Here is a 17,329-nt window from a genome sequence, read left to right as displayed (position 1 = left end):
GTTAAATACTAATCTCCCCTTCAAAAACTTGTTCGGCCGGACCACACAAGAATACATTGGTAAACTGTTTTCCATCGTAATCAAATTGGATTTTCAGATCTCCGCCAAGAACTTTAATTGGAGTTTCTATATGTCCAATTTGATGATTGTGCTGAGCCATTGATAGCGCAACAGCAGTTACACCGGTTCCACAGGCATAGGTTTCATCTTCTACACCTCTTTCAAAAGTGCGGACAAACAGGTAATCGCCTTTATCTTCTACGAAGTTTACATTGATTCCTTCTTTTTTATAAGTTTCGTTGTTTCTTATCGCCTTGCCGTTTTGATAAACATCGTAATCCTTTAAGTTTTGCATTTCTGCTACATAATGAGGGGATCCTGTATTTAGAATATACGCGTCGCCATCTTTATTAATGGTGTCGATGTCGATCATCTGGAGGTCTACCCAATTGCCTTCTTCTGAAATCTTGGCATAATGCGGCCCGTCAACTGCCAAAAAATCAGTCTCTTGATCAATTACACCCAGGTGTTTGGCAAACGCTACTATACATCTTCCCCCGTTTCCACACATACTGCCCAGGTTACCATCTGAATTAAAATAAAGCATTTCAAAATCGTAATCTGCATGGTTTTGTAAAAGCATTAAACCGTCTGCACCAATGCCAAAACGCCTGTTACAGAGTTGTAAAACAGCATTATTATCCGTATATTTAAAGGAAAGATCGCGATTATCAATCAGAATAAAATCGTTGCCAGCTCCCTGGTATTTGAAGAAGTGAATGTTCATCTTTAATGCGTGGTGTTCATTTAACATTTTTTAACAGTATTCGTGACTTATTTCAGATGCAAATATCGTTGATATGGTATTAAATTTGACTAAATCAATGAAAAGAAAAGCAATTGTAAGCAAATATGAGACTTGTATGAGTTTACAAAAGGAAATAAATAAATAATATATAAATGAAAAGAATAGGATTAATAGTGTTGGCTGCATTTATAGGTGGTGCAGCTGCAATTGGTGGCTACAAATTGTTAGAACCAAAAACTGCTCAATTATCGTTTCAGGATCAGCAAAAAGTACTTTTTGCAAGTAATTCTAAGATCTCTTCGGCTGGGGCGGTTGATTTTGTTGAAGCGGCGGCTGCAGTTTCGCCTGCGGTAGTGCATATCAGAACGTCATATTCAGGCGCTAGTGGCGAGTCATCTCCAATGGATATGTTCGATGAGTTTTTTGGTGGAGGGGGCAGAAGAATGCAACGTGCACCAAGAGCAGCCTCCGGCTCTGGAGTAATATTGACTCCAGACGGTTATATCGTTACCAATAATCACGTGGTAGAAAATGCTGATAAAATTGAGGTGGTGTTGTCTGACAGACGCAAGGTGAGTGCTAAAGTGATCGGTAAAGATCCAAATACAGATTTGGCTCTTATAAAAGTAGATGCAACTGATTTGCCAGTTGTAAAAATGGGAAATTCTGATAATGTTCAGATTGGTGAGTGGGTATTGGCTGTAGGTTTCCCGCTTGATTTACAAACAACTGTTACAGCCGGTATTGTAAGTGCAAAAGCACGTAGCATAGGTATTTTGGCCAGAACTCAGGATCAGCCAACTCAGCAAGAGTATGATGAATACCAAAGAACAGGTAAATTGCCTACACGTACAAACAGCAGTATTGAATCTTTCATTCAGACAGATGCGGCTATTAACCCTGGAAACAGCGGGGGTGCGTTGGTAAATGCAAATGGTGAGTTAATTGGTATTAATGCAGCTATAGCATCTCAAACTGGTACAAACGTGGGTTACGGCTTTGCTATTCCAATCAATTTGGCTAAAAAGATTCTTGATGATTTCAGAAAATTTGGTACAGTTAAGCGTGGCTATATTGGTGTAATGTTTGCTCCATTAGATGCGGATCAGGCTGAGAAATTCCAGATTAAGGAAAATACCGGACTTTATGTTACTGATGTAGTGCCTAGTAGCGGAGCAGCAGCTGCAGGTTTGCAAAAAGGAGACATCATTAAAAAGGTTGAAGGTGCTGTAATTTATGATTCACCAGATTTGCAAGAAAAAATTGGACGTTTAAGTCCTGGTGATAAAGTTCAGCTTACCTATCTAAGAGATGGTTCAGAGAAAAATGCTACCATTACTTTGAAAGGAGATAATACAGGTGGCGTTTCAACTAAAACTGCTTCGACAGGAAAAGCTACCGGAGCCAGCATTGGGAAACTTGGTGCTTCTTTTGCCCCAGCCCCAGCGGCGCTAAAAGCTAAGTATGGCGTTAAAAACGGAGTGGTTGTTACTGACATACAAGAAGGTAAGGTGTTTGATTCTATAGATATTCCTAAAGGAATGTTAATTACAACAGTAAACGGTAAACCCGTGAACAGTATTAAAGATGTAGAAGACGCATTGCCATCATCAAAAAATGGAATGACTACCATTTCAGGTGTTGGACCGAATGGGAATTACACATTCAGTTTCTAAGCTCATTTTTCTATAATTGGAACGGGGGATAACGAAAGTTGTTCTCCGTTTTTTATTTATCATAATATTGTAATATTAGAATGTTTCTAAATAGTCGATTTGTATCTGAAATTAACATATTAATTCTTTTATTAAATACTTTTGCACAACAGAACTAAAATATAATTCTAATGGCTAGTTTCGGAAACGCTTTTTCCTCATCTATAGGAAAAAAATTAATAATGGGTATCACCGGCCTGTTCCTTATCTCATTCCTTGTCGTGCATTGTTTCATCAATTCACTGATTATTGTTAATGACGGTGGCTTAACCTTTAATATGGGCGCACATTTTATGGGCACCAACTGGATAATCCGCGCAATGGAAGTTGTGTTGTTTGCAGGCTTGCTTGCTCACATTGTTCAAGGATTTAGGCTTGTTTTTCAAAACCGTGCTGCAAGACCTGAAAGGTATGCAGTGAACAATGGTGCCGCTAATAGTAAATGGTACTCCCGCTCTATGGGTTTATTGGGAACATTATTGTTGATATTCCTGATTGTTCATATTTCTAAATTCTGGGTAATGTCTCGTTTTACAGGAATTCCTACAGTAGATGCGAACGGAAACCACGACCTATTTGCTGTAATGGTAGAAACGTTTAAAAATCCGTGGTTGGTGTTACTTTATGTACTGGCAATGGTTTCATTAGCTTATCACCTATTACATGGTTTTTCTTCTGCATTTCAGACATTGGGCTGGAACCACAAGAAATATACTCCGCTCATCAAAGGATTCGGTTTTTGGTTTTCAATCATTATCCCTTTGATTTTTGCATTGATGCCCATTGTGATGTATCTGGGCTATATTAATTAATTTTTGATCTTAAGTTTAAATAACATGGCAGAATTAAATGCTCATATACCCGAAGGAGAATTAACCGATAAATGGACTAAATTACGTTCTTCTATGCCATTGGTTAATCCGGCCAATAAAAGAAGCATCGAAATAATTGTAGTAGGTTCCGGACTTGCTGGCGCCTCTGCGGCAGCAACCCTTGCAGAAATGGGTTATAAGGTTAAGTGTTTTTGTTTTCAGGATTCACCAAGAAGAGCGCACTCTATTGCAGCTCAAGGTGGTATCAATGCGGCAAAAAATTATCAGAATGATGGTGATAGTACTTATCGCTTGTTTTATGATACGATAAAAGGTGGTGATTACCGTGCCAGAGAGGCTAACGTACACCGTTTGGCTGAGGTAAGTGCTAATATTATAGATCAGTGTGTGGCACAAGGTGTGCCGTTGGCAAGAGAATATGGTGGTTTATTAGACAACCGTTCTTTTGGTGGTACACAAGTTCAAAGAACATTTTATGCTGCCGGACAAACCGGTCAGCAATTGCTTTTAGGAGCATATAGCGCTTTAGAGCGTCAGGTAGGTATGGGTAAAGTTGAAATGTTTACCCGTCATGAAATGCTCGAAGTTGTTGTAGTGGAAGGCAAAGCAAGAGGGATTATAGCGCGTAACTTACTTACCGGTGAGCTTGAGCGTCATTCAGGCCATGCTGTATTATTGTGTAGTGGTGGTTACGGAAACGTATTCTACTTGTCTACAAATGCAATGGGCAGTAACGTAACTGCAGCCTGGAAAGCGCACAAAAAGGGAGCTTTCTTTGGTAACCCATGTTACACTCAAATTCACCCTACTTGTATCCCGGTTTCGGGAGATCATCAGTCTAAACTAACCCTGATGTCTGAGTCGTTACGTAACGATGGACGTATTTGGGTTCCTAAGAAAAAAGACGATCCTCGTAAGGCTTCAGAAATTCCTGAAGATGAAAGAGATTATTATTTAGAGCGCAGATACCCTGCTTTCGGTAACCTTGTTCCTCGTGATGTTGCATCTCGTGCAGCTAAAGAGCGTTGTGATGCCGGTTACGGAGTGGGTAATTCTAAGCTTGCCGTTTATCTTGACTTTAAAGCAAATACAGAGCGTTACGGCCGAATTGAGGCTAGTAAGCACAATATCCACAATCCGGATAAAGAAACCTGTATGAAATTAGGTCGTGAGGTAATCAAAGAAAAATATGGTAACCTGTTTGATATGTACGCGCAAATCACCGGAGAAGATCCTTATGAATTGCCAATGCGTATTTATCCTGCTGTTCACTATACGATGGGTGGCTTATGGGTAGATTATAACTTAATGACTACTGTACCGGGCTTATATGCTTTAGGTGAGGCGAATTTCTCAGATCACGGAGCGAACCGTTTAGGAGCTTCGGCTTTAATGCAAGGTTTGGCTGATGGATATTTTGTTATCCCATATACTATTGGTGCTTATCTTTCAAAAGAACTGGCTACTAAACCAATTCCACAAGATCACCCGGCATTTGTAGAAGCTGAGGCAAGTGCCAAGGCGATTCTTGACAAGTTCTTGTCTATTAAAGGAACCAAATCTGTAGATTATTTCCATAAAAAATTAGGAAAGATCATGTGGGAGAAATGTGGTATGGCGCGTAATGAAAAAGGTCTGAAAGAAGGTATCGCTGAAATTCAGCAACTTCGTAAAGAGTTTTGGAGCGATTTACGTGTACCTGGCAGTGCAGATGAAATGAACCCAGAGCTTGAAAAAGCTGGTCGTGTGGCCGACTTTATTGAACTAGGTGAGTTGATGTGTATGGATGCATTGAATAGAAATGAATCATGTGGTGGTCACTTCAGAGAAGAGTATCAAACTGAAGAGGGAGAGGCATTACGTGATGATGAAAACTATGCTTATGTTGCTGCATGGGAATATAAAGGTGATGTAACTTTTGAACTTCATAAAGAAGAATTGAAGTTTGAAAATATCAAAGTTGCACAAAGAAGTTATAAATAGCTAAGTACTAAAATCTCAATATTATGAGTACAGGAAATATGAATTTAACGCTTAAGATCTGGCGTCAAAAGAATAACAAAGCCAAAGGCAGTTTGGTAGATTACAAGATATCAGAAGTATCTCCTGATATGTCTTTCTTAGAAATGTTCGACGTACTGAACGAAGACCTGGTTGCTAAAGGTGAAGAACCGGTTGTTTTTGATCATGACTGCAGGGAAGGAATTTGTGGGGCATGTTCTATGTTCATCAACGGAAGACCGCACGGACCAAAAGAAGGTATCACTACCTGCCAGCTGCACATGCGTTCATTTAAAGATGGTGATACCATTGTTGTTGAGCCATGGCGTGCAAAGGCTTTTCCAGTGATAAAAGATTTGATGGTAGATCGTACTGCATTCGACAGAATCATTGCTTCTGGAGGCTTTATATCAGTAAATACGGGCAATGCTCAGGATGCGAACAATCTTCCTATTCCTAAAGTTCAGGCAGATTCAGCTTTTGAGGCTGCAGCTTGTATCGGTTGTGGTGCTTGTGTTGCTACTTGTAAAAATGCTTCCGCAATGCTATTTGTATCTGCAAAAATATCACAGTTGGCGCAATTGCCTCAGGGACAGCCAGAACGTTATCGCAGGGTTCAAAGTATGGTTGCTCAGATGGATGCTGAAGGTTTTGGTAACTGTACCAATACCGGTGCATGCGAAGCAGAGTGCCCTAAAGGAATATCATTAGAGAATATCGCACGTATGAATAGAGATTTTTATTCAGCAAAATTTGTATCTGAGGAATCTATTTAATAGATTTATCTAACGAGACAAGGGTATTACACACAAAACCCCGGCTATTTTAGCTGGGGTTTTGTGTGTAATAGAGCGCTGAGAGCGGATTAATTCTTCTTTTCTTTGGCTTCTTTCTTCTTTAGATCGGCGGCCTGTTTGGTTTTAGTAGTAACTTTTATTACTCCATCTTTACCAGCGTCACCGTACAGTGCTGTTGCTGATTTATCTTTTAATACTTCAACGGACTCGATGTCATTAGGGTTTAGATTTAATAATTTAGATGCATCTTGTTTTTCTCCATCGATAACATATAGTGGTTTTGTATCGCTGCCACCAATGGTTAACTTATTATCTTTAATTTGTATCCCTTGTACTTTTCCTTGGGTAACAACAGATTTAGGCTCACTTAATGAAAAGCTTATAGGGATGTTGTATTTTACTCTAACGTTTTGCCCGCCCTTCATTCCAGGTATCCACTTTGGAGATTCTTCGATAACTCTAACAGCCTCTTCGTCAAGTCCAGATCCAACTGATCGGTCTACCTTAATATCAGTCAATTCACCATCTGTCTCAACTATAAAGCTTAGAAATACTTTACCTTGTATATTGTTTTTTTGTGCTTCTTGTGGATATTTAACAGTTTTCTTTAGGTATTCGTAAAATTTCTCCATTCCTCCAGGAAAAGATGGTTGTTTATCTAATGATACAAAATCGTATACTTTTGGATTGTCGTTATTTGATGACGATTTCTTTGAATACCCTCCGATTACTATTTGAGGTAATGCAATGTAATCTTTTAAAACAGCAAGATCTTGATTTTTAACTTCTGTATGAGTTTGTTGGGTAGCATCATCAATCAGTTTAAATTGGGTATTAAAAGTATATTTACCGTCAGGAATACTTTTAAATTTTGGATAGGAGAGAATGGCTCTCATTACTTCTGTGTCACAACCTGAGCCTAGACTTGTTGCTGCGCTTACTTCTTCTGCTTCCCCATTTTTAACGATGAATTTGATCTGGCTATTACCTTGTACTTTTGATTCGTATGCAGCTGCAGGATATCTGATGGTTCTTTTAAGATGGGTGTAAAAATCTGTCCAGTCAATATCAGCCTTTGTGTTTGAAGGTTTGTTTGTTATAACAGCTTTTTGGAGAACTTCATCTGTACTTTTATTTGAACCTGCTTTAGCCGGATCTTTTATCACATCTGTTATGGCTTCTTTAACTACGTTTAAAGGTTCCTCCAAAGGAATTTCTTCAGCAATCTTTTTTATTTTTTCATTATTTCTGATTGTTGCCGAAGACATAATCAGGGTTACTGCAAATAGAGGAACAAACATCCCGTATTTTAGCATTGCAGTTTTTCTGGATCTTTGTTTATGTAGCATATAGATTCTTTTTTTAATTAATGATTTATTAAAAAAGCTGTTTGTTAGTGTATTTGCAGGAATTCCAAATGCACTGCTCAATAGCAATAATGCATATTGTTCTTTATCTCCTTGATAGCTTGCGGCTTCTTCATCGGCCAGATATTCATGGATGTGTTTAACCGTTGTTTTATAAAAATAGATTACAGGATTAAACCATGTAATTATTCCCACTACTTCGAAAAAGAGTACGTCAAGTGTGTGCCATTGTCGGATGTGAATTTCCTCATGTCTTTGAATGGTTTGAACTTGAGGTAGGTTTTGGTCGACAACTTTTTTCTTAAAAAAGGAGAATGCTGATCCGCTTTTTTTTCTTTTTAGTAAGATCTGCACAGAAATAAGCTGAAAGATAAATCTGACAATAAAGAATAAAATACCAGTAAGATAAATAAACACCAGCGTATCGCCTAGATTAAAGCTGTTAGCATCGTCTTTTACGATTGCCATTTGGGTAATAAAGTCATTGATTTGAACAACCCCAGTATATACCGGTTGAGTAGCAGGTTGTGTTGTAAACCATTCAAATCTTAAAAAGGGTATTGCAAGAGATAATATTCCGGCAGCGACCAGATAAAATCTATTCAATAAAAAATAAGTTTCCTTGTCTAACAATAACTTATAAAAGCCATAAAATACAACTAGGTAAATATTGACTTGAAGGATGTAATGTGCCCAGGTCATCTTGGTCTGTTTTTAATTTTGTTAATCATTTTAAGAATTTCATCAACATCACTCAGGTCAAGTTTCTCTTCTTTAACAAAGAAAGAGAACATGCTTTCCACTGAGTTTTCAAAGTAGTTGCCCAGTAGTTTCTCTGTAGCATGACGTTTGTATTCCTCCTTGCTAATTAAAGGGAAATACTTATGGGCTTTGCCAAAGGCTTCGTGATCAATGAATCCTTTTACCTCCAGAATGCGGATGATTGTAGAAACAGTATTGTAAGCCGGTTTAGGCTCTGGCAGGAAATCCATTACGTCTTTAACGAACCCTTTCTCTATCTGCCATAAAATTTGCATAATCTGTTCTTCTGCTTTTGTTAAATCTTTAATTTCCATGAATTATTAGTTTAGTGTTTAGTGTGATTTTAGCTATATGTATACTGCGCAATATTTGTATAACTAAAAACTTAGTATAAAGTTAAAACTAATTATTTAGTTTTCAAAATATTTATTGAAGATTTATTTTTGAATCGTATCTTCCTCAGAATATTTACACCCTTTGTTATGATAATAAACAGATTGCTCTGGTTTACCTTACTCTTTTTTCTTAATTCGGCTGCGGTAAATGCACAGCAAGTGATTGTAAAAGATGCTACGATCAGTAAAATGGTTGATGACGTATCTGCAACTAATTTGGAAAATCTGGTAAGAAAGCTAGTGTCCTTTAATACCAGACATACGCTAAGTGATACTTCCAGTAAAAAAACAGGGATAGGAGCTGCAAGAACATGGATAAAATCAGAGTTTGAAAAATATGGCAAACTGGGAGGAGGCCGGTTACAAGTTTCTTATGATGCATTTACTCAGAAAGCAGATGGGAAGAGAATAATTACCCCTTCAGTGCTCAAAAATTTGGTTGCTGTGTTGCCTGGAACAGATCCGAGTGACAAGAGGATTTTATTGGTGTGCGGACATTATGATTCAAGAGTCACGGATGTAATGAATGTTAAAGATTTTGCTCCGGGTGCAAATGATGACGCTTCAGGTGTAGCCGGTGTATTGGAGATGGCCAGGGTAATGAGTAAAGGTCATTTTCGCAGCACAATAATGTTTGTAGCAATGGTTGGCGAGGAACAGGGGCTTTACGGGGCTGCAAACCTCGCAAAGCGAGCAAAGGAAGAAGGCTGGAATGTTCACCTGGTAATGAATAATGATATGATAGGTAATTCTTATGGAATGGAAACTGACATTAAAAATAACACAATGGTGAGGGTGTTTAGTGAAGGTGTTCCTGCTGCAGAAACCAAAGAAGAGGCAACTATGCGCCAATCTATAGGAGCAGAAAATGACGGTATGGCAAGACAGGCCTCGAGATATATTAAAGAGGTTGGAGAGCGGTATGTAGATAATCTGACTGTGAAATTGGTTTACAGAAGGGACAGGTTTTTAAGAGGGGGAGATCATACACCCTTTTCTTTGCAAGGATTTACTGCTGTAAGAATAACTGAAATGAATGAAGATTTTAATAGGCAGCATCAGGATATTAGGACTGAAGGTGGATTTAAATATGGTGATTTACCGGAATATGTTGACTATGGCTATCTGCAGAAAATAGCCAGAATGAATTTGGCAGTGCTTTCAAATCTTGCTTCATCAGCCGGGGAGCCTGAAGACGTCATCATGCTGACATCAGCACTTACCAATAAAACAACGCTCAAATGGAATGCTCCTAAAGGAAAACTTCCGTCAGGCTATTATGTGTTGGTGCGCGAAACTACCTCGCCAGTTTGGGAAAAGAAGATTTTTGTAAATGATACCTCTGCAACTATTGCTTATTCAAAGGATAACTATTTTTTTGGAGTACAGTCTACAGATGCCGATGGACATGAAAGTCTGATTATTACACCCAGACCGGGCAGATAAAGAAAATGGCGGACCTAAACCGCCATCTCTTACTATTAACTAAAACTAAACTTATTTTTTGTGGTGTACTAAACAAGGTTTAGTACACCTATATATAGTACCGTTCTCTTATTTAGAGAAAGGGTTGCTTACTTTTACCATTTCAGTTTTGTTGGCTGATGAAGATTTCAAAGCAACGTCTTCATTATGGCTATTTGATATACTTGTGGCAAATGTTAAAATCATCATGATGAAAACAGGAACCAGTAAAAGTAAAAATGGCGATACGTTTGCTAACTTTTTCATAATCGTTTTGTTTTGATGAAACAAATAGAATAAATAAAAAAATGCTGCTAAAATCTTTTAGACGAAGTACATATTATCCTAGATAAACGGTTAAAATGAATAGTTTTGTGATTAGTTGTATTATTTTGCGAGTTGGTAGAAAAAAAATGCCAGTTCGTCGAAAGCGAACTGCTTAAGCACGCTAATTAATTTATTTTGGACCTATGAAATTTTGTTTAGTCATCGTTTAATGAAAAGTAGAAACTCCATTATTATACATCTTCTCTTTTGGCTCTTTATTGTTCTGTTTGTGACTGTATTGGTTATTTACAGCAAAGAACCGGTGTCTTTATATAAGCTGGCCATAAACTTTGGCTTTTCGGGATTGATCAATATTTCTATCTTTTATATTAACTATACACTGTTAATTCCCTTATTGGTAAAAGAGAACAAGAGGTATGGCCTTTACATCATATCCATCATTTTACTAATGTTGATGATGAGTTTCATCAAAACGGTTATAGCTACTTTGCATGCCGAGACTATTTTGCAGCACCTTAACAGTAATGGCGTTGCCGAGTATACACCTATTTCTACCTATGCAATTAGTGCATTGTTTATTTCGGGCTTTTTTATAGTTGTTAGTTCGCTGCTTAAATTAGCAATAGACTGGTTTGGTAATGAACATACGCAGCGTAATTTGGAAAGTGAAAAGAAGGAAATGGAATTGCAATTTTTAAAGTCACAATTGAACCCTCACTTTCTGTTCAATTCTTTGAATAACATTTATTCCCTTGCTTATCAGAAATCTGATAAAACTGCTGATGCAATACTAAAGCTTTCAGAAATTATGCGCTATATGATCTATGAAAGTAATGACAGCTGGGTTTCTTTAAGTAAAGAAATTGAATATGTGCAAAGTTTTATAGAACTGCAGAAATTGAGATTTAAAGATGGTGCAGCTGTTGAATTTACAATGAATGGAGAAATTGATAATCAACAGATCGTGCCTTTAATATTAATATCATTTGTTGAGAATGCTTTTAAGCATGGGGTAGCTAATGATCCTAAAAATCCGATTAAGATCAATATCATTGCCAATCAAAAGATATTGCATTTTAGTATAACTAATAAAAAGAATAAATATAATAAGGATGAGATGGGTGGCGTAGGCCTAAACAATGTTGAGCGGAGATTGCAATTACTTTATCCGGATAGGTATAAATTAAATATTGTAAATTCGGCTACCCATTACACCAGTGAGTTAATGCTTGATATATGACAAAGTTAAAATGTATTGCGGTTGATGATGAGCCGTTAGCACTTGATATTATTGAGGACTATGTTTCTAAAGTTCCGTTTCTTGAATTAGTTAAGCGGACTGAAAATGCTATAGAGGCTTTGCAGCTTGTTCAGGCTGGGGGCATTGATTTGGTGTTTCTAGATATCCAGATGCCAGAGTTAACAGGTATACAGTTCCTTAAAATAGCGAATGGAAAGGCTAATTACATTTTAACAACAGCTTATTCTCAGTATGCGCTTGAAAGCTATGATCTAAATGTGTCTGATTATTTGTTAAAGCCGATTGCATTTGATCGTTTTTATAAAGCTGTGGAAAAGGTGCATAATCAAATGAAGATTGCAGAACCAGCTGCTGTGCCTCAATCCTTTGTAGCGACAGCTCCTTCGCCAGTGGCGTCGAATCCAATACAGGACTTTATTTTTGTTAAAACAGAGCATAAAATCCAGAAGATTCAACTTGATGATATTCTTTATATAGAAGGTTTAAAAGATTACATATCTATTTATACAAAGGCAGAGCGTATTATTACACTGCAGAATATGAAAAAAATGGATGAGACTTTGCCAAAGGGCCAGTTTGTAAGGGTTCACAAATCTTATATCATTTCGCTTGATAAAATAGAGAGTATAGAAAGAAGTCGTATTTCTATTTTTGGGAAGATTATTCCCATTGGAGATACCTATCGTGATGAGTTTTTTAAACACATAGATAACAAGAATATATAAATGGAATGGCGGCTTATAACACAGCTATTTGATTTAGTTTTGTTCTTATTGCATTCTCAGCTTCAAGAGTAACTACTTCGGGGTTTCTGCCTTCGGGTTCTATTGGATTTAAAACTGTCCATCGTAAACGTTCGCCGAAGCTTAAAGGAAAACTGCCGTAGCGAACCAGCTTCCATGAGTTTTCTATTGCCACAGGAACTATCAATGCATTTGGTACAACTTTTAACAGGGTTGCAATACCACCTACCTGAAAACTTTTTAGCTTGCCGTCTTTTGCGCGTGTACCCTCAGGGAAGATCATAGTAGACCATGTGTTTTCCTTCATCCTTCTGCCCAGTTTTATAATTTCAGAAATAGCTTGCTTACTGTCTTTGCGATCTATGTTTGCACCGCCTCCATATTTCAGGTTAAACGAAATAGAGGGGATGCCTTTTGTTAATTCAATTTTAGAAATGAATTTAACATGGTACTTTCTGAGGAACCATATTAAGCCCGGAATATCATACATACTTTGATGGTTGGCAACAAAGATGATAGGCCTGTTGAGCGGCAGATCCTGGTCGTTTTTAAATGTTATTGAAGAGCCTAAGAAAATGTCACAATAAGTGAGAAAGAAATTAAGTGCATCTACCGAAGTTTTATGGGCTTTATATCCAAACAAACGATAAGAGACCCATTGAATGGGTTGGAATATAACCAGTGTTAAAAAGAAAAACAGATAAAAGATGGGGCTAAAAATATAGCCAAAAAACTTATTCATAGTTTATACGGTAAAGCTGAACAAAATTACTGTATTTTGGTTATAAATGACCTTCCTGTAATAGAATTTTAGTTTTCAAGATAGCTGCCACGCTCATGCTATCGGTAATTTCTCCATTTATAACCATTTGGTAGGCATCATTAAAAGGCAGCTTTTTAACTACAAGCTGCTCTGTCTCCTCAGGTGAGGAAACACCAGGAGTTAGGCCTTTAGCGACATAAATAATTGCGAGTTCATCGCTTACCGAGTTAGACAGGTGCATCCGTTGAATTTCGATCCATTCTGTCGCCATCAGGCCGGTCTCTTCAATAAGTTCACGTTTGGCGCCATCCAGCGGATTTGCCAAAAGAGCTCCCCCACCTTCAGGTATCTCCCAGCTGTAGGCTTTTATCGGGTATCTGTATTGTCCAACAAGCCATGTGTTTAAATCTTCATCAAGTGGCAAAATTCCTATGGCGATATTTTTGAAATGTACTTCGCCATAAATGCCTTTGCCACCTGAAGGATTGATAACCTGATGCTCAGTTAAACTGATCCAATTGTTCTCATATATTTTATTGCTCTCGATGGTCTTCCAAGGGTTTGTACTTTCCATGTTCGCAATATACAAATTAACTAAAATGATTCTTCGTCAGGTCTGGAATCCTGTTGGTCTTGTTTTTTAGTTTTTTTGAACTTAAAATCGTTGTTGCCAAAGCGATAAGAGTAAGTTAAATTGGCCATGGTTCCCTGCATAAATCTTCTAAAATCGATTGTTGAGGTGACTCCATTGGTGGTCATACTCCATCTTCGTGTACTAAACACGTCCCTTATATTTAGGCTAAGTGAAGACTTTTTGTCTTTGAAATCATACTTAGCACCTGCATCTACGCCGTACATTGCATTTCTTTTACCCTGGGCCATTACTTCTGGTGCACGATAATCCCCCCTAATCTGAAGAGATACATTGTAAGGTAAAACGAAGTTATTGGTTAAGTTGGCATTCCAGCTAAAACCAGAGTTTTCCACAATTCCGAAAGCAGGTACTCCATTAATTTTGCTTTGATATAAGTTTACATTAGTTGTAAAGTTCCAGGCTTTAGCAACATCAACCCGTCCGATTAATTCAAGTCCGCTTGATAGTTGTTTTGTTAAGTTTTGCGGAGTTACAATTGTGATTCCATTTTCATCAGGTTCTGTTCTTACCCTCTGTATAACATCATTGGTTTGGCGTATATATGCACTGGAAGTGAATGTTACTTTAGACCAGAACTTACTATAGCTTAGTTCAAAAGCATGTACATCCTCCGGTTTCAGATTGGGGTTACCCTGACGGTAATTAAGCGGGTCAGATACGTCAAGAAATGGGTTGGTATCCCATCCTCTTGGCCTGTTAACTCTTCTGCTATAACTAAGCTGTACTTGTTGTTCACCTTTAAATTTTTGGGTTAAATATACGCTTGGATACAATCTTGTATAGGCTACTTTTCCAGGAATATATTCTAACTGATTCAACTTATACATCCCTAAACGAGTATCTAATGTGGCATCTTCTGCTCTTACACCCACCTGATAACCAAAATTCTTAACCTGATTTTGATAATTAAAGTAAAGGGCATGAACCTGGTCCTTACTATTAAACTCATTGGTTAGGGCGAAGTTTACTTCGTATTCTCCGGTAAGGTTGTTTAACTGATCAGAAAATGCTGTGTTTTCTGCTAAACGAATTTGACTTCTGTAACCTGCTTCAATTTTCCCAGCTTTACCAATTGGTAAGGTATAATCCGTTTGAACATTGTAACTTCTGTTAAAGCCCGTTCCATCATTTCGCTGGATGTTCGGCAGTGAGCTGGCTGCATCCCCATCAATATTATAGATGTTTGTGCTGTAGATCTGATCGTTGTCGTTTGTGCCTTCAGAGAAACTTAGATTAAAGGTTAGTTCTTCTCTTGGTTTTTTAAATTTCTGGTTAAAGTCCAAGTTAAGATCATAACTACTCCCAAATCCTTTGTTTGTATTGTTTCTATTGCTCAATTCCAGAGGATTTTTACCACCATCAAGCTTATCGATATTCAGAAATTCGTTCCTGTCGTTATCTCGTGAATTGAAGCCTCCCGAAAAACTGATTACACTTTTGTCTGTAATACTATAGTCGATACCGGCTTTTATGTTGTGGCCTTTATCCTGTGATTTTGAATCGGTGTTTTGATTGGCAAAAATTGTAGGGAAGGGGCTGTCCAGATAGGTGATATTGCTATATCCGCCACCAATACGGTTGCCATAACGATAACCATAATTTCCGTAAAGGTTTATCTTTTTGTTTTGAAAACTCAAGTTTGTGCTTGCGTTATAATTATCTCGGTTGCCTGCACTGAATGCTGCGGAGCCATTGAAACCTAATTTCTTATTCTTTTTTAATACGATATTGATAATTCCTGATTGGCCCTCTGCATCATATTTTGCGGATGGATTGGTAATGAGCTCAACGCTTTCAATGGAGCTTGCAGGTATAGATTGCAGTATTTGAGCCACGTTTCCACCGGCTATAAGTGATGGTTTGCCATCTATCAGAACCTTTACTCCGGTTGAACCTCTAAGGCTTACATTACCATCAATATCAGATTGAACAGAGGGTACGTTTTGAAGTAAATCTGAAGCAGATCCTCCCTCGCTAACTAAACTTTGATCAACAGCGAAAACTTTTTTATCTATTCCAAGTTGAATGGCGCTTTTTTGAGCAGTGATAGCCACCTCATTTAGTACAGTTCCTTTGGCTGGCTTCATTTTGATTGTGCCGAGATTAATTACTTTCTGAGCATCGGAAATAGAAATGGAATCTCTAACCATTGTTTGGTAACCAACATAACTTATTTTGAAGGTAAATACGCCTTTAGGTAGACTACTGATAAGTAAATTACCATTTACATCAGTTTGTGCACCTTTAATAATTGCTTTTGTTTTTCTGTTAAGGATAGTGGCTGTAGCAAATGGTACAGTTTCATTACTTTGCGCATCAACAACTTTGGCTGTAATTTGACCCTCTCCAGTGGTTTGGGCATTAAGTTTTACAGTTGTAATACAAAAGGCAATAGCTAAAAACAGAACTTTGCACGTAGAATTCTTCATTCGGATCTTTCTTTTTTATTAGGTTTCTTTAAGGAGGGACAAAGAAACGGAGGGAAAGTTTAATAATACAGGAGTAACTATTTTATTACAGCAAATATGATCAACTACACTAATATTTTTTCTAACGACGGGATGACCTATCAGCAGTATAGAATTCTGATTGATGAGCTTTTATTACAACATAAAACCACAGGTCCTGATGATTCTGATGCAATGTTGCATTACACTAAAGTGAATGTGCAACGAATGAGCAGGGTTGATAAAACGGTGAAATTAAATGAGGAATTCCTGAATGTGCTTAACAACGTAAAAAATAAATATCGGTTTCTGGTAATTTCCGAAGGATGGTGTGGGGATGCAGCGCAGATTGTGCCTGTTTTTGATAAAATAGCAACGAGCTTTCCTGATAGATTTGAACTCAGGTTTGTTTTGAGGGATAAAAATTTGCCATTGATTGATGCGCATCTAACCAAAGGTGGCAGGGCCATTCCAGTATTATTAATTCTAGATGAAAAAGGGGATGTCGTTAAGAAATGGGGCCCAAGACCTGACATTCTGCAGGAGTTACTGGCCGGTTGGAAAAGAGACAGCAGTGATATGATGGAAATTGCCGAAAAACTTCATGGCTGGTACGCAAAGGATAAAACCCAAACTACACAACAAGAATTAACGAAAATATTTAAGGATTTAACCTAATCTACAGATACTGTTAACCCTTCCTGCTGAAGAATTTTACGGTAAACTTCCATTTCAGTAAAAGAACCTTCCAAAACAGCGCATTTACCTTTGTTATGGACTTCCCATGCAATTTTTTCTGCCTGGGTTTCAGAATAGTCCAGATATTTCATCATGCAATGAATTACATGATCAAAAGTATTTACATCATCGTTCCATAATATTAAGCGGTGAACTGTTTTTAATGAGGTAAGGATCTCTTCTAATGTAAATGTTTCCTCTTTGGTTTCTGTTGACATATTACAAAAATAAGCTTATTTCAAAATAATGTTGCAGTTAAAGTTATTTTTGCTTAAAATTTGTACTAAACTCA

Annotated in this window: 16 protein-coding genes; 8 read left to right on the top strand and 8 right to left on the bottom strand. The window is 37.6% G+C overall.

From position 1 onward, the window contains the following. Position 1: 1 nt before the first annotated feature. Positions 2–787: a diaminopimelate epimerase gene (gene dapF, locus HQN86_RS15455; protein ID WP_172661886.1), complete on the bottom strand. Its 786-nt coding sequence runs from the start codon at positions 785–787 to the stop codon at positions 2–4. A gap of 173 nt (positions 788–960) precedes the next feature. Here dapF and HQN86_RS15450 point away from each other — a divergent pair, with 173 nt between their 5' ends. From HQN86_RS15450 to HQN86_RS15435, 4 genes are all read left to right on the top strand, one after another. After that, positions 961–2,484 carry a Do family serine endopeptidase gene (locus tag HQN86_RS15450; RefSeq protein ID WP_172661810.1) on the top strand — a complete coding sequence of 508 codons (1,524 nt, stop codon included), beginning with the start codon at positions 961–963 and terminating at the stop codon, positions 2,482–2,484. A 170-nt stretch (positions 2,485–2,654) separates the two neighbouring features. Continuing rightward, a complete protein-coding gene (locus HQN86_RS15445) occupies positions 2,655–3,335 on the top strand; it encodes a succinate dehydrogenase cytochrome b subunit (RefSeq protein ID WP_172661809.1) in 681 nt (226 codons plus the stop codon). A gap of 24 nt (positions 3,336–3,359) precedes the next feature. Continuing rightward, the gene (locus HQN86_RS15440; RefSeq protein ID WP_172661808.1) at positions 3,360–5,339 is read left to right on the top strand and encodes a fumarate reductase/succinate dehydrogenase flavoprotein subunit; all 1,980 of its coding nucleotides are present in this window, start codon (positions 3,360–3,362) and stop codon (positions 5,337–5,339) included. Positions 5,340–5,362: 23 nt separating this feature from the next. After that, the gene (locus HQN86_RS15435; protein ID WP_172661807.1) at positions 5,363–6,133 is read left to right on the top strand and encodes a succinate dehydrogenase/fumarate reductase iron-sulfur subunit; all 771 of its coding nucleotides are present in this window, start codon (positions 5,363–5,365) and stop codon (positions 6,131–6,133) included. An 89-nt stretch (positions 6,134–6,222) separates the two neighbouring features. Here HQN86_RS15435 and HQN86_RS15430 read toward each other — a convergent pair whose 3' ends face one another. Both HQN86_RS15430 and HQN86_RS15425 read right to left on the bottom strand, forming a co-directional pair. Further along, the gene (locus HQN86_RS15430; protein WP_172661806.1) at positions 6,223–8,223 is read right to left on the bottom strand and encodes a M56 family metallopeptidase; all 2,001 of its coding nucleotides are present in this window, start codon (positions 8,221–8,223) and stop codon (positions 6,223–6,225) included. Then, positions 8,220–8,597 (bottom strand): BlaI/MecI/CopY family transcriptional regulator, encoded by a 378-nt coding sequence (locus HQN86_RS15425; RefSeq protein ID WP_048907820.1) that lies wholly within the window; start codon positions 8,595–8,597, stop codon positions 8,220–8,222. Before HQN86_RS15425 ends, HQN86_RS15430 begins: the two co-directional genes overlap by 4 nt. Before the next feature lie 168 nt (positions 8,598–8,765). Here HQN86_RS15425 and HQN86_RS15420 point away from each other — a divergent pair, with 168 nt between their 5' ends. Then, positions 8,766–10,124, top strand: coding sequence for a M20/M25/M40 family metallo-hydrolase (locus tag HQN86_RS15420; RefSeq protein ID WP_172661805.1), 1,359 nt, complete (start codon positions 8,766–8,768; stop codon positions 10,122–10,124). A gap of 108 nt (positions 10,125–10,232) precedes the next feature. Here HQN86_RS15420 and HQN86_RS15415 read toward each other — a convergent pair whose 3' ends face one another. After that, complete coding sequence (locus tag HQN86_RS15415; RefSeq protein ID WP_161662359.1) at positions 10,233–10,409, bottom strand: hypothetical protein; 177 nt, start codon at positions 10,407–10,409, stop codon at positions 10,233–10,235. A 229-nt stretch (positions 10,410–10,638) separates the two neighbouring features. Between HQN86_RS15415 and HQN86_RS15410 the strand changes: the two genes are divergently transcribed. Continuing rightward, complete coding sequence (locus HQN86_RS15410; protein WP_172661804.1) at positions 10,639–11,670, top strand: sensor histidine kinase; 1,032 nt, start codon at positions 10,639–10,641, stop codon at positions 11,668–11,670. After that, on the top strand, positions 11,667–12,416 hold the full coding sequence (locus HQN86_RS15405; RefSeq protein ID WP_172661803.1) for a LytR/AlgR family response regulator transcription factor: 750 nt from the start codon (positions 11,667–11,669) through the stop codon (positions 12,414–12,416). The genes HQN86_RS15410 and HQN86_RS15405 overlap by 4 nt, the downstream gene beginning before the upstream one ends. A 13-nt stretch (positions 12,417–12,429) precedes the next feature. On the opposite strand, the gene HQN86_RS15400 is transcribed toward HQN86_RS15405, so the two are convergent. The 3 genes from HQN86_RS15400 to HQN86_RS15390 are packed head-to-tail and all read right to left on the bottom strand — an operon-like array spanning position 12,430 to position 16,281. Next, the gene (locus tag HQN86_RS15400; RefSeq protein ID WP_172661802.1) at positions 12,430–13,176 is read right to left on the bottom strand and encodes a lysophospholipid acyltransferase family protein; all 747 of its coding nucleotides are present in this window, start codon (positions 13,174–13,176) and stop codon (positions 12,430–12,432) included. 40 nt (positions 13,177–13,216) lie between these two features. After that, positions 13,217–13,771: an NUDIX domain-containing protein gene (locus tag HQN86_RS15395; protein WP_172661801.1), complete on the bottom strand. Its 555-nt coding sequence runs from the start codon at positions 13,769–13,771 to the stop codon at positions 13,217–13,219. A 20-nt stretch (positions 13,772–13,791) separates the two neighbouring features. Next, positions 13,792–16,281, bottom strand: coding sequence for an outer membrane beta-barrel family protein (locus HQN86_RS15390; protein ID WP_172661800.1), 2,490 nt, complete (start codon positions 16,279–16,281; stop codon positions 13,792–13,794). A gap of 96 nt (positions 16,282–16,377) precedes the next feature. Between HQN86_RS15390 and HQN86_RS15385 the strand changes: the two genes are divergently transcribed. Further along, positions 16,378–16,977 carry a thioredoxin family protein gene (locus HQN86_RS15385; protein ID WP_172661799.1) on the top strand — a complete coding sequence of 200 codons (600 nt, stop codon included), beginning with the start codon at positions 16,378–16,380 and terminating at the stop codon, positions 16,975–16,977. Here the strand turns inward: HQN86_RS15385 and HQN86_RS15380 are convergent. Continuing rightward, positions 16,974–17,255, bottom strand: a complete 282-nt coding sequence (locus HQN86_RS15380; RefSeq protein ID WP_048907811.1) for an ATP-dependent Clp protease adaptor ClpS — start codon at positions 17,253–17,255, stop codon at positions 16,974–16,976. The two genes, HQN86_RS15385 and HQN86_RS15380, sit on opposite strands and share 4 nt — an antisense overlap. Between the last annotated feature and the right edge of the window lie 74 nt (positions 17,256–17,329).

The sequence above is a fragment of the Pedobacter panaciterrae genome (genome assembly GCF_013204795.1).
Taxonomy (GTDB): Bacteria; Bacteroidota; Bacteroidia; order Sphingobacteriales; family Sphingobacteriaceae; genus Pedobacter; species Pedobacter panaciterrae.
This window is presented reverse-complemented; position numbering and strand designations above follow the sequence as displayed.

Excerpts from the sequence above, each read along its gene's own strand:
- dapF (WP_172661886.1), bottom strand. The coding sequence starts at position 787 with ATGAACATTCACTTCTTCAAATACCAGGGAGCTGGCAACGATTTTATT.
- HQN86_RS15450 (WP_172661810.1), top strand. The coding sequence starts at position 961 with ATGAAAAGAATAGGATTAATAGTGTTGGCTGCATTTATAGGTGGTGCA.
- HQN86_RS15445 (WP_172661809.1), top strand. The coding sequence starts at position 2,655 with ATGGCTAGTTTCGGAAACGCTTTTTCCTCATCTATAGGAAAAAAATTA.
- HQN86_RS15440 (WP_172661808.1), top strand. The coding sequence starts at position 3,360 with ATGGCAGAATTAAATGCTCATATACCCGAAGGAGAATTAACCGATAAA.
- HQN86_RS15435 (WP_172661807.1), top strand. The coding sequence starts at position 5,363 with ATGAGTACAGGAAATATGAATTTAACGCTTAAGATCTGGCGTCAAAAG.
- HQN86_RS15430 (WP_172661806.1), bottom strand. The coding sequence starts at position 8,223 with ATGACCTGGGCACATTACATCCTTCAAGTCAATATTTACCTAGTTGTA.
- HQN86_RS15425 (WP_048907820.1), bottom strand. The coding sequence starts at position 8,597 with ATGGAAATTAAAGATTTAACAAAAGCAGAAGAACAGATTATGCAAATT.
- HQN86_RS15420 (WP_172661805.1), top strand. The coding sequence starts at position 8,766 with ATGATAATAAACAGATTGCTCTGGTTTACCTTACTCTTTTTTCTTAAT.
- HQN86_RS15415 (WP_161662359.1), bottom strand. The coding sequence starts at position 10,409 with ATGAAAAAGTTAGCAAACGTATCGCCATTTTTACTTTTACTGGTTCCT.
- HQN86_RS15410 (WP_172661804.1), top strand. The coding sequence starts at position 10,639 with ATGAAAAGTAGAAACTCCATTATTATACATCTTCTCTTTTGGCTCTTT.
- HQN86_RS15405 (WP_172661803.1), top strand. The coding sequence starts at position 11,667 with ATGACAAAGTTAAAATGTATTGCGGTTGATGATGAGCCGTTAGCACTT.
- HQN86_RS15400 (WP_172661802.1), bottom strand. The coding sequence starts at position 13,176 with ATGAATAAGTTTTTTGGCTATATTTTTAGCCCCATCTTTTATCTGTTT.
- HQN86_RS15395 (WP_172661801.1), bottom strand. The coding sequence starts at position 13,771 with ATGGAAAGTACAAACCCTTGGAAGACCATCGAGAGCAATAAAATATAT.
- HQN86_RS15390 (WP_172661800.1), bottom strand. The coding sequence starts at position 16,281 with ATGAAGAATTCTACGTGCAAAGTTCTGTTTTTAGCTATTGCCTTTTGT.
- HQN86_RS15385 (WP_172661799.1), top strand. The coding sequence starts at position 16,378 with ATGATCAACTACACTAATATTTTTTCTAACGACGGGATGACCTATCAG.
- HQN86_RS15380 (WP_048907811.1), bottom strand. The coding sequence starts at position 17,255 with ATGTCAACAGAAACCAAAGAGGAAACATTTACATTAGAAGAGATCCTT.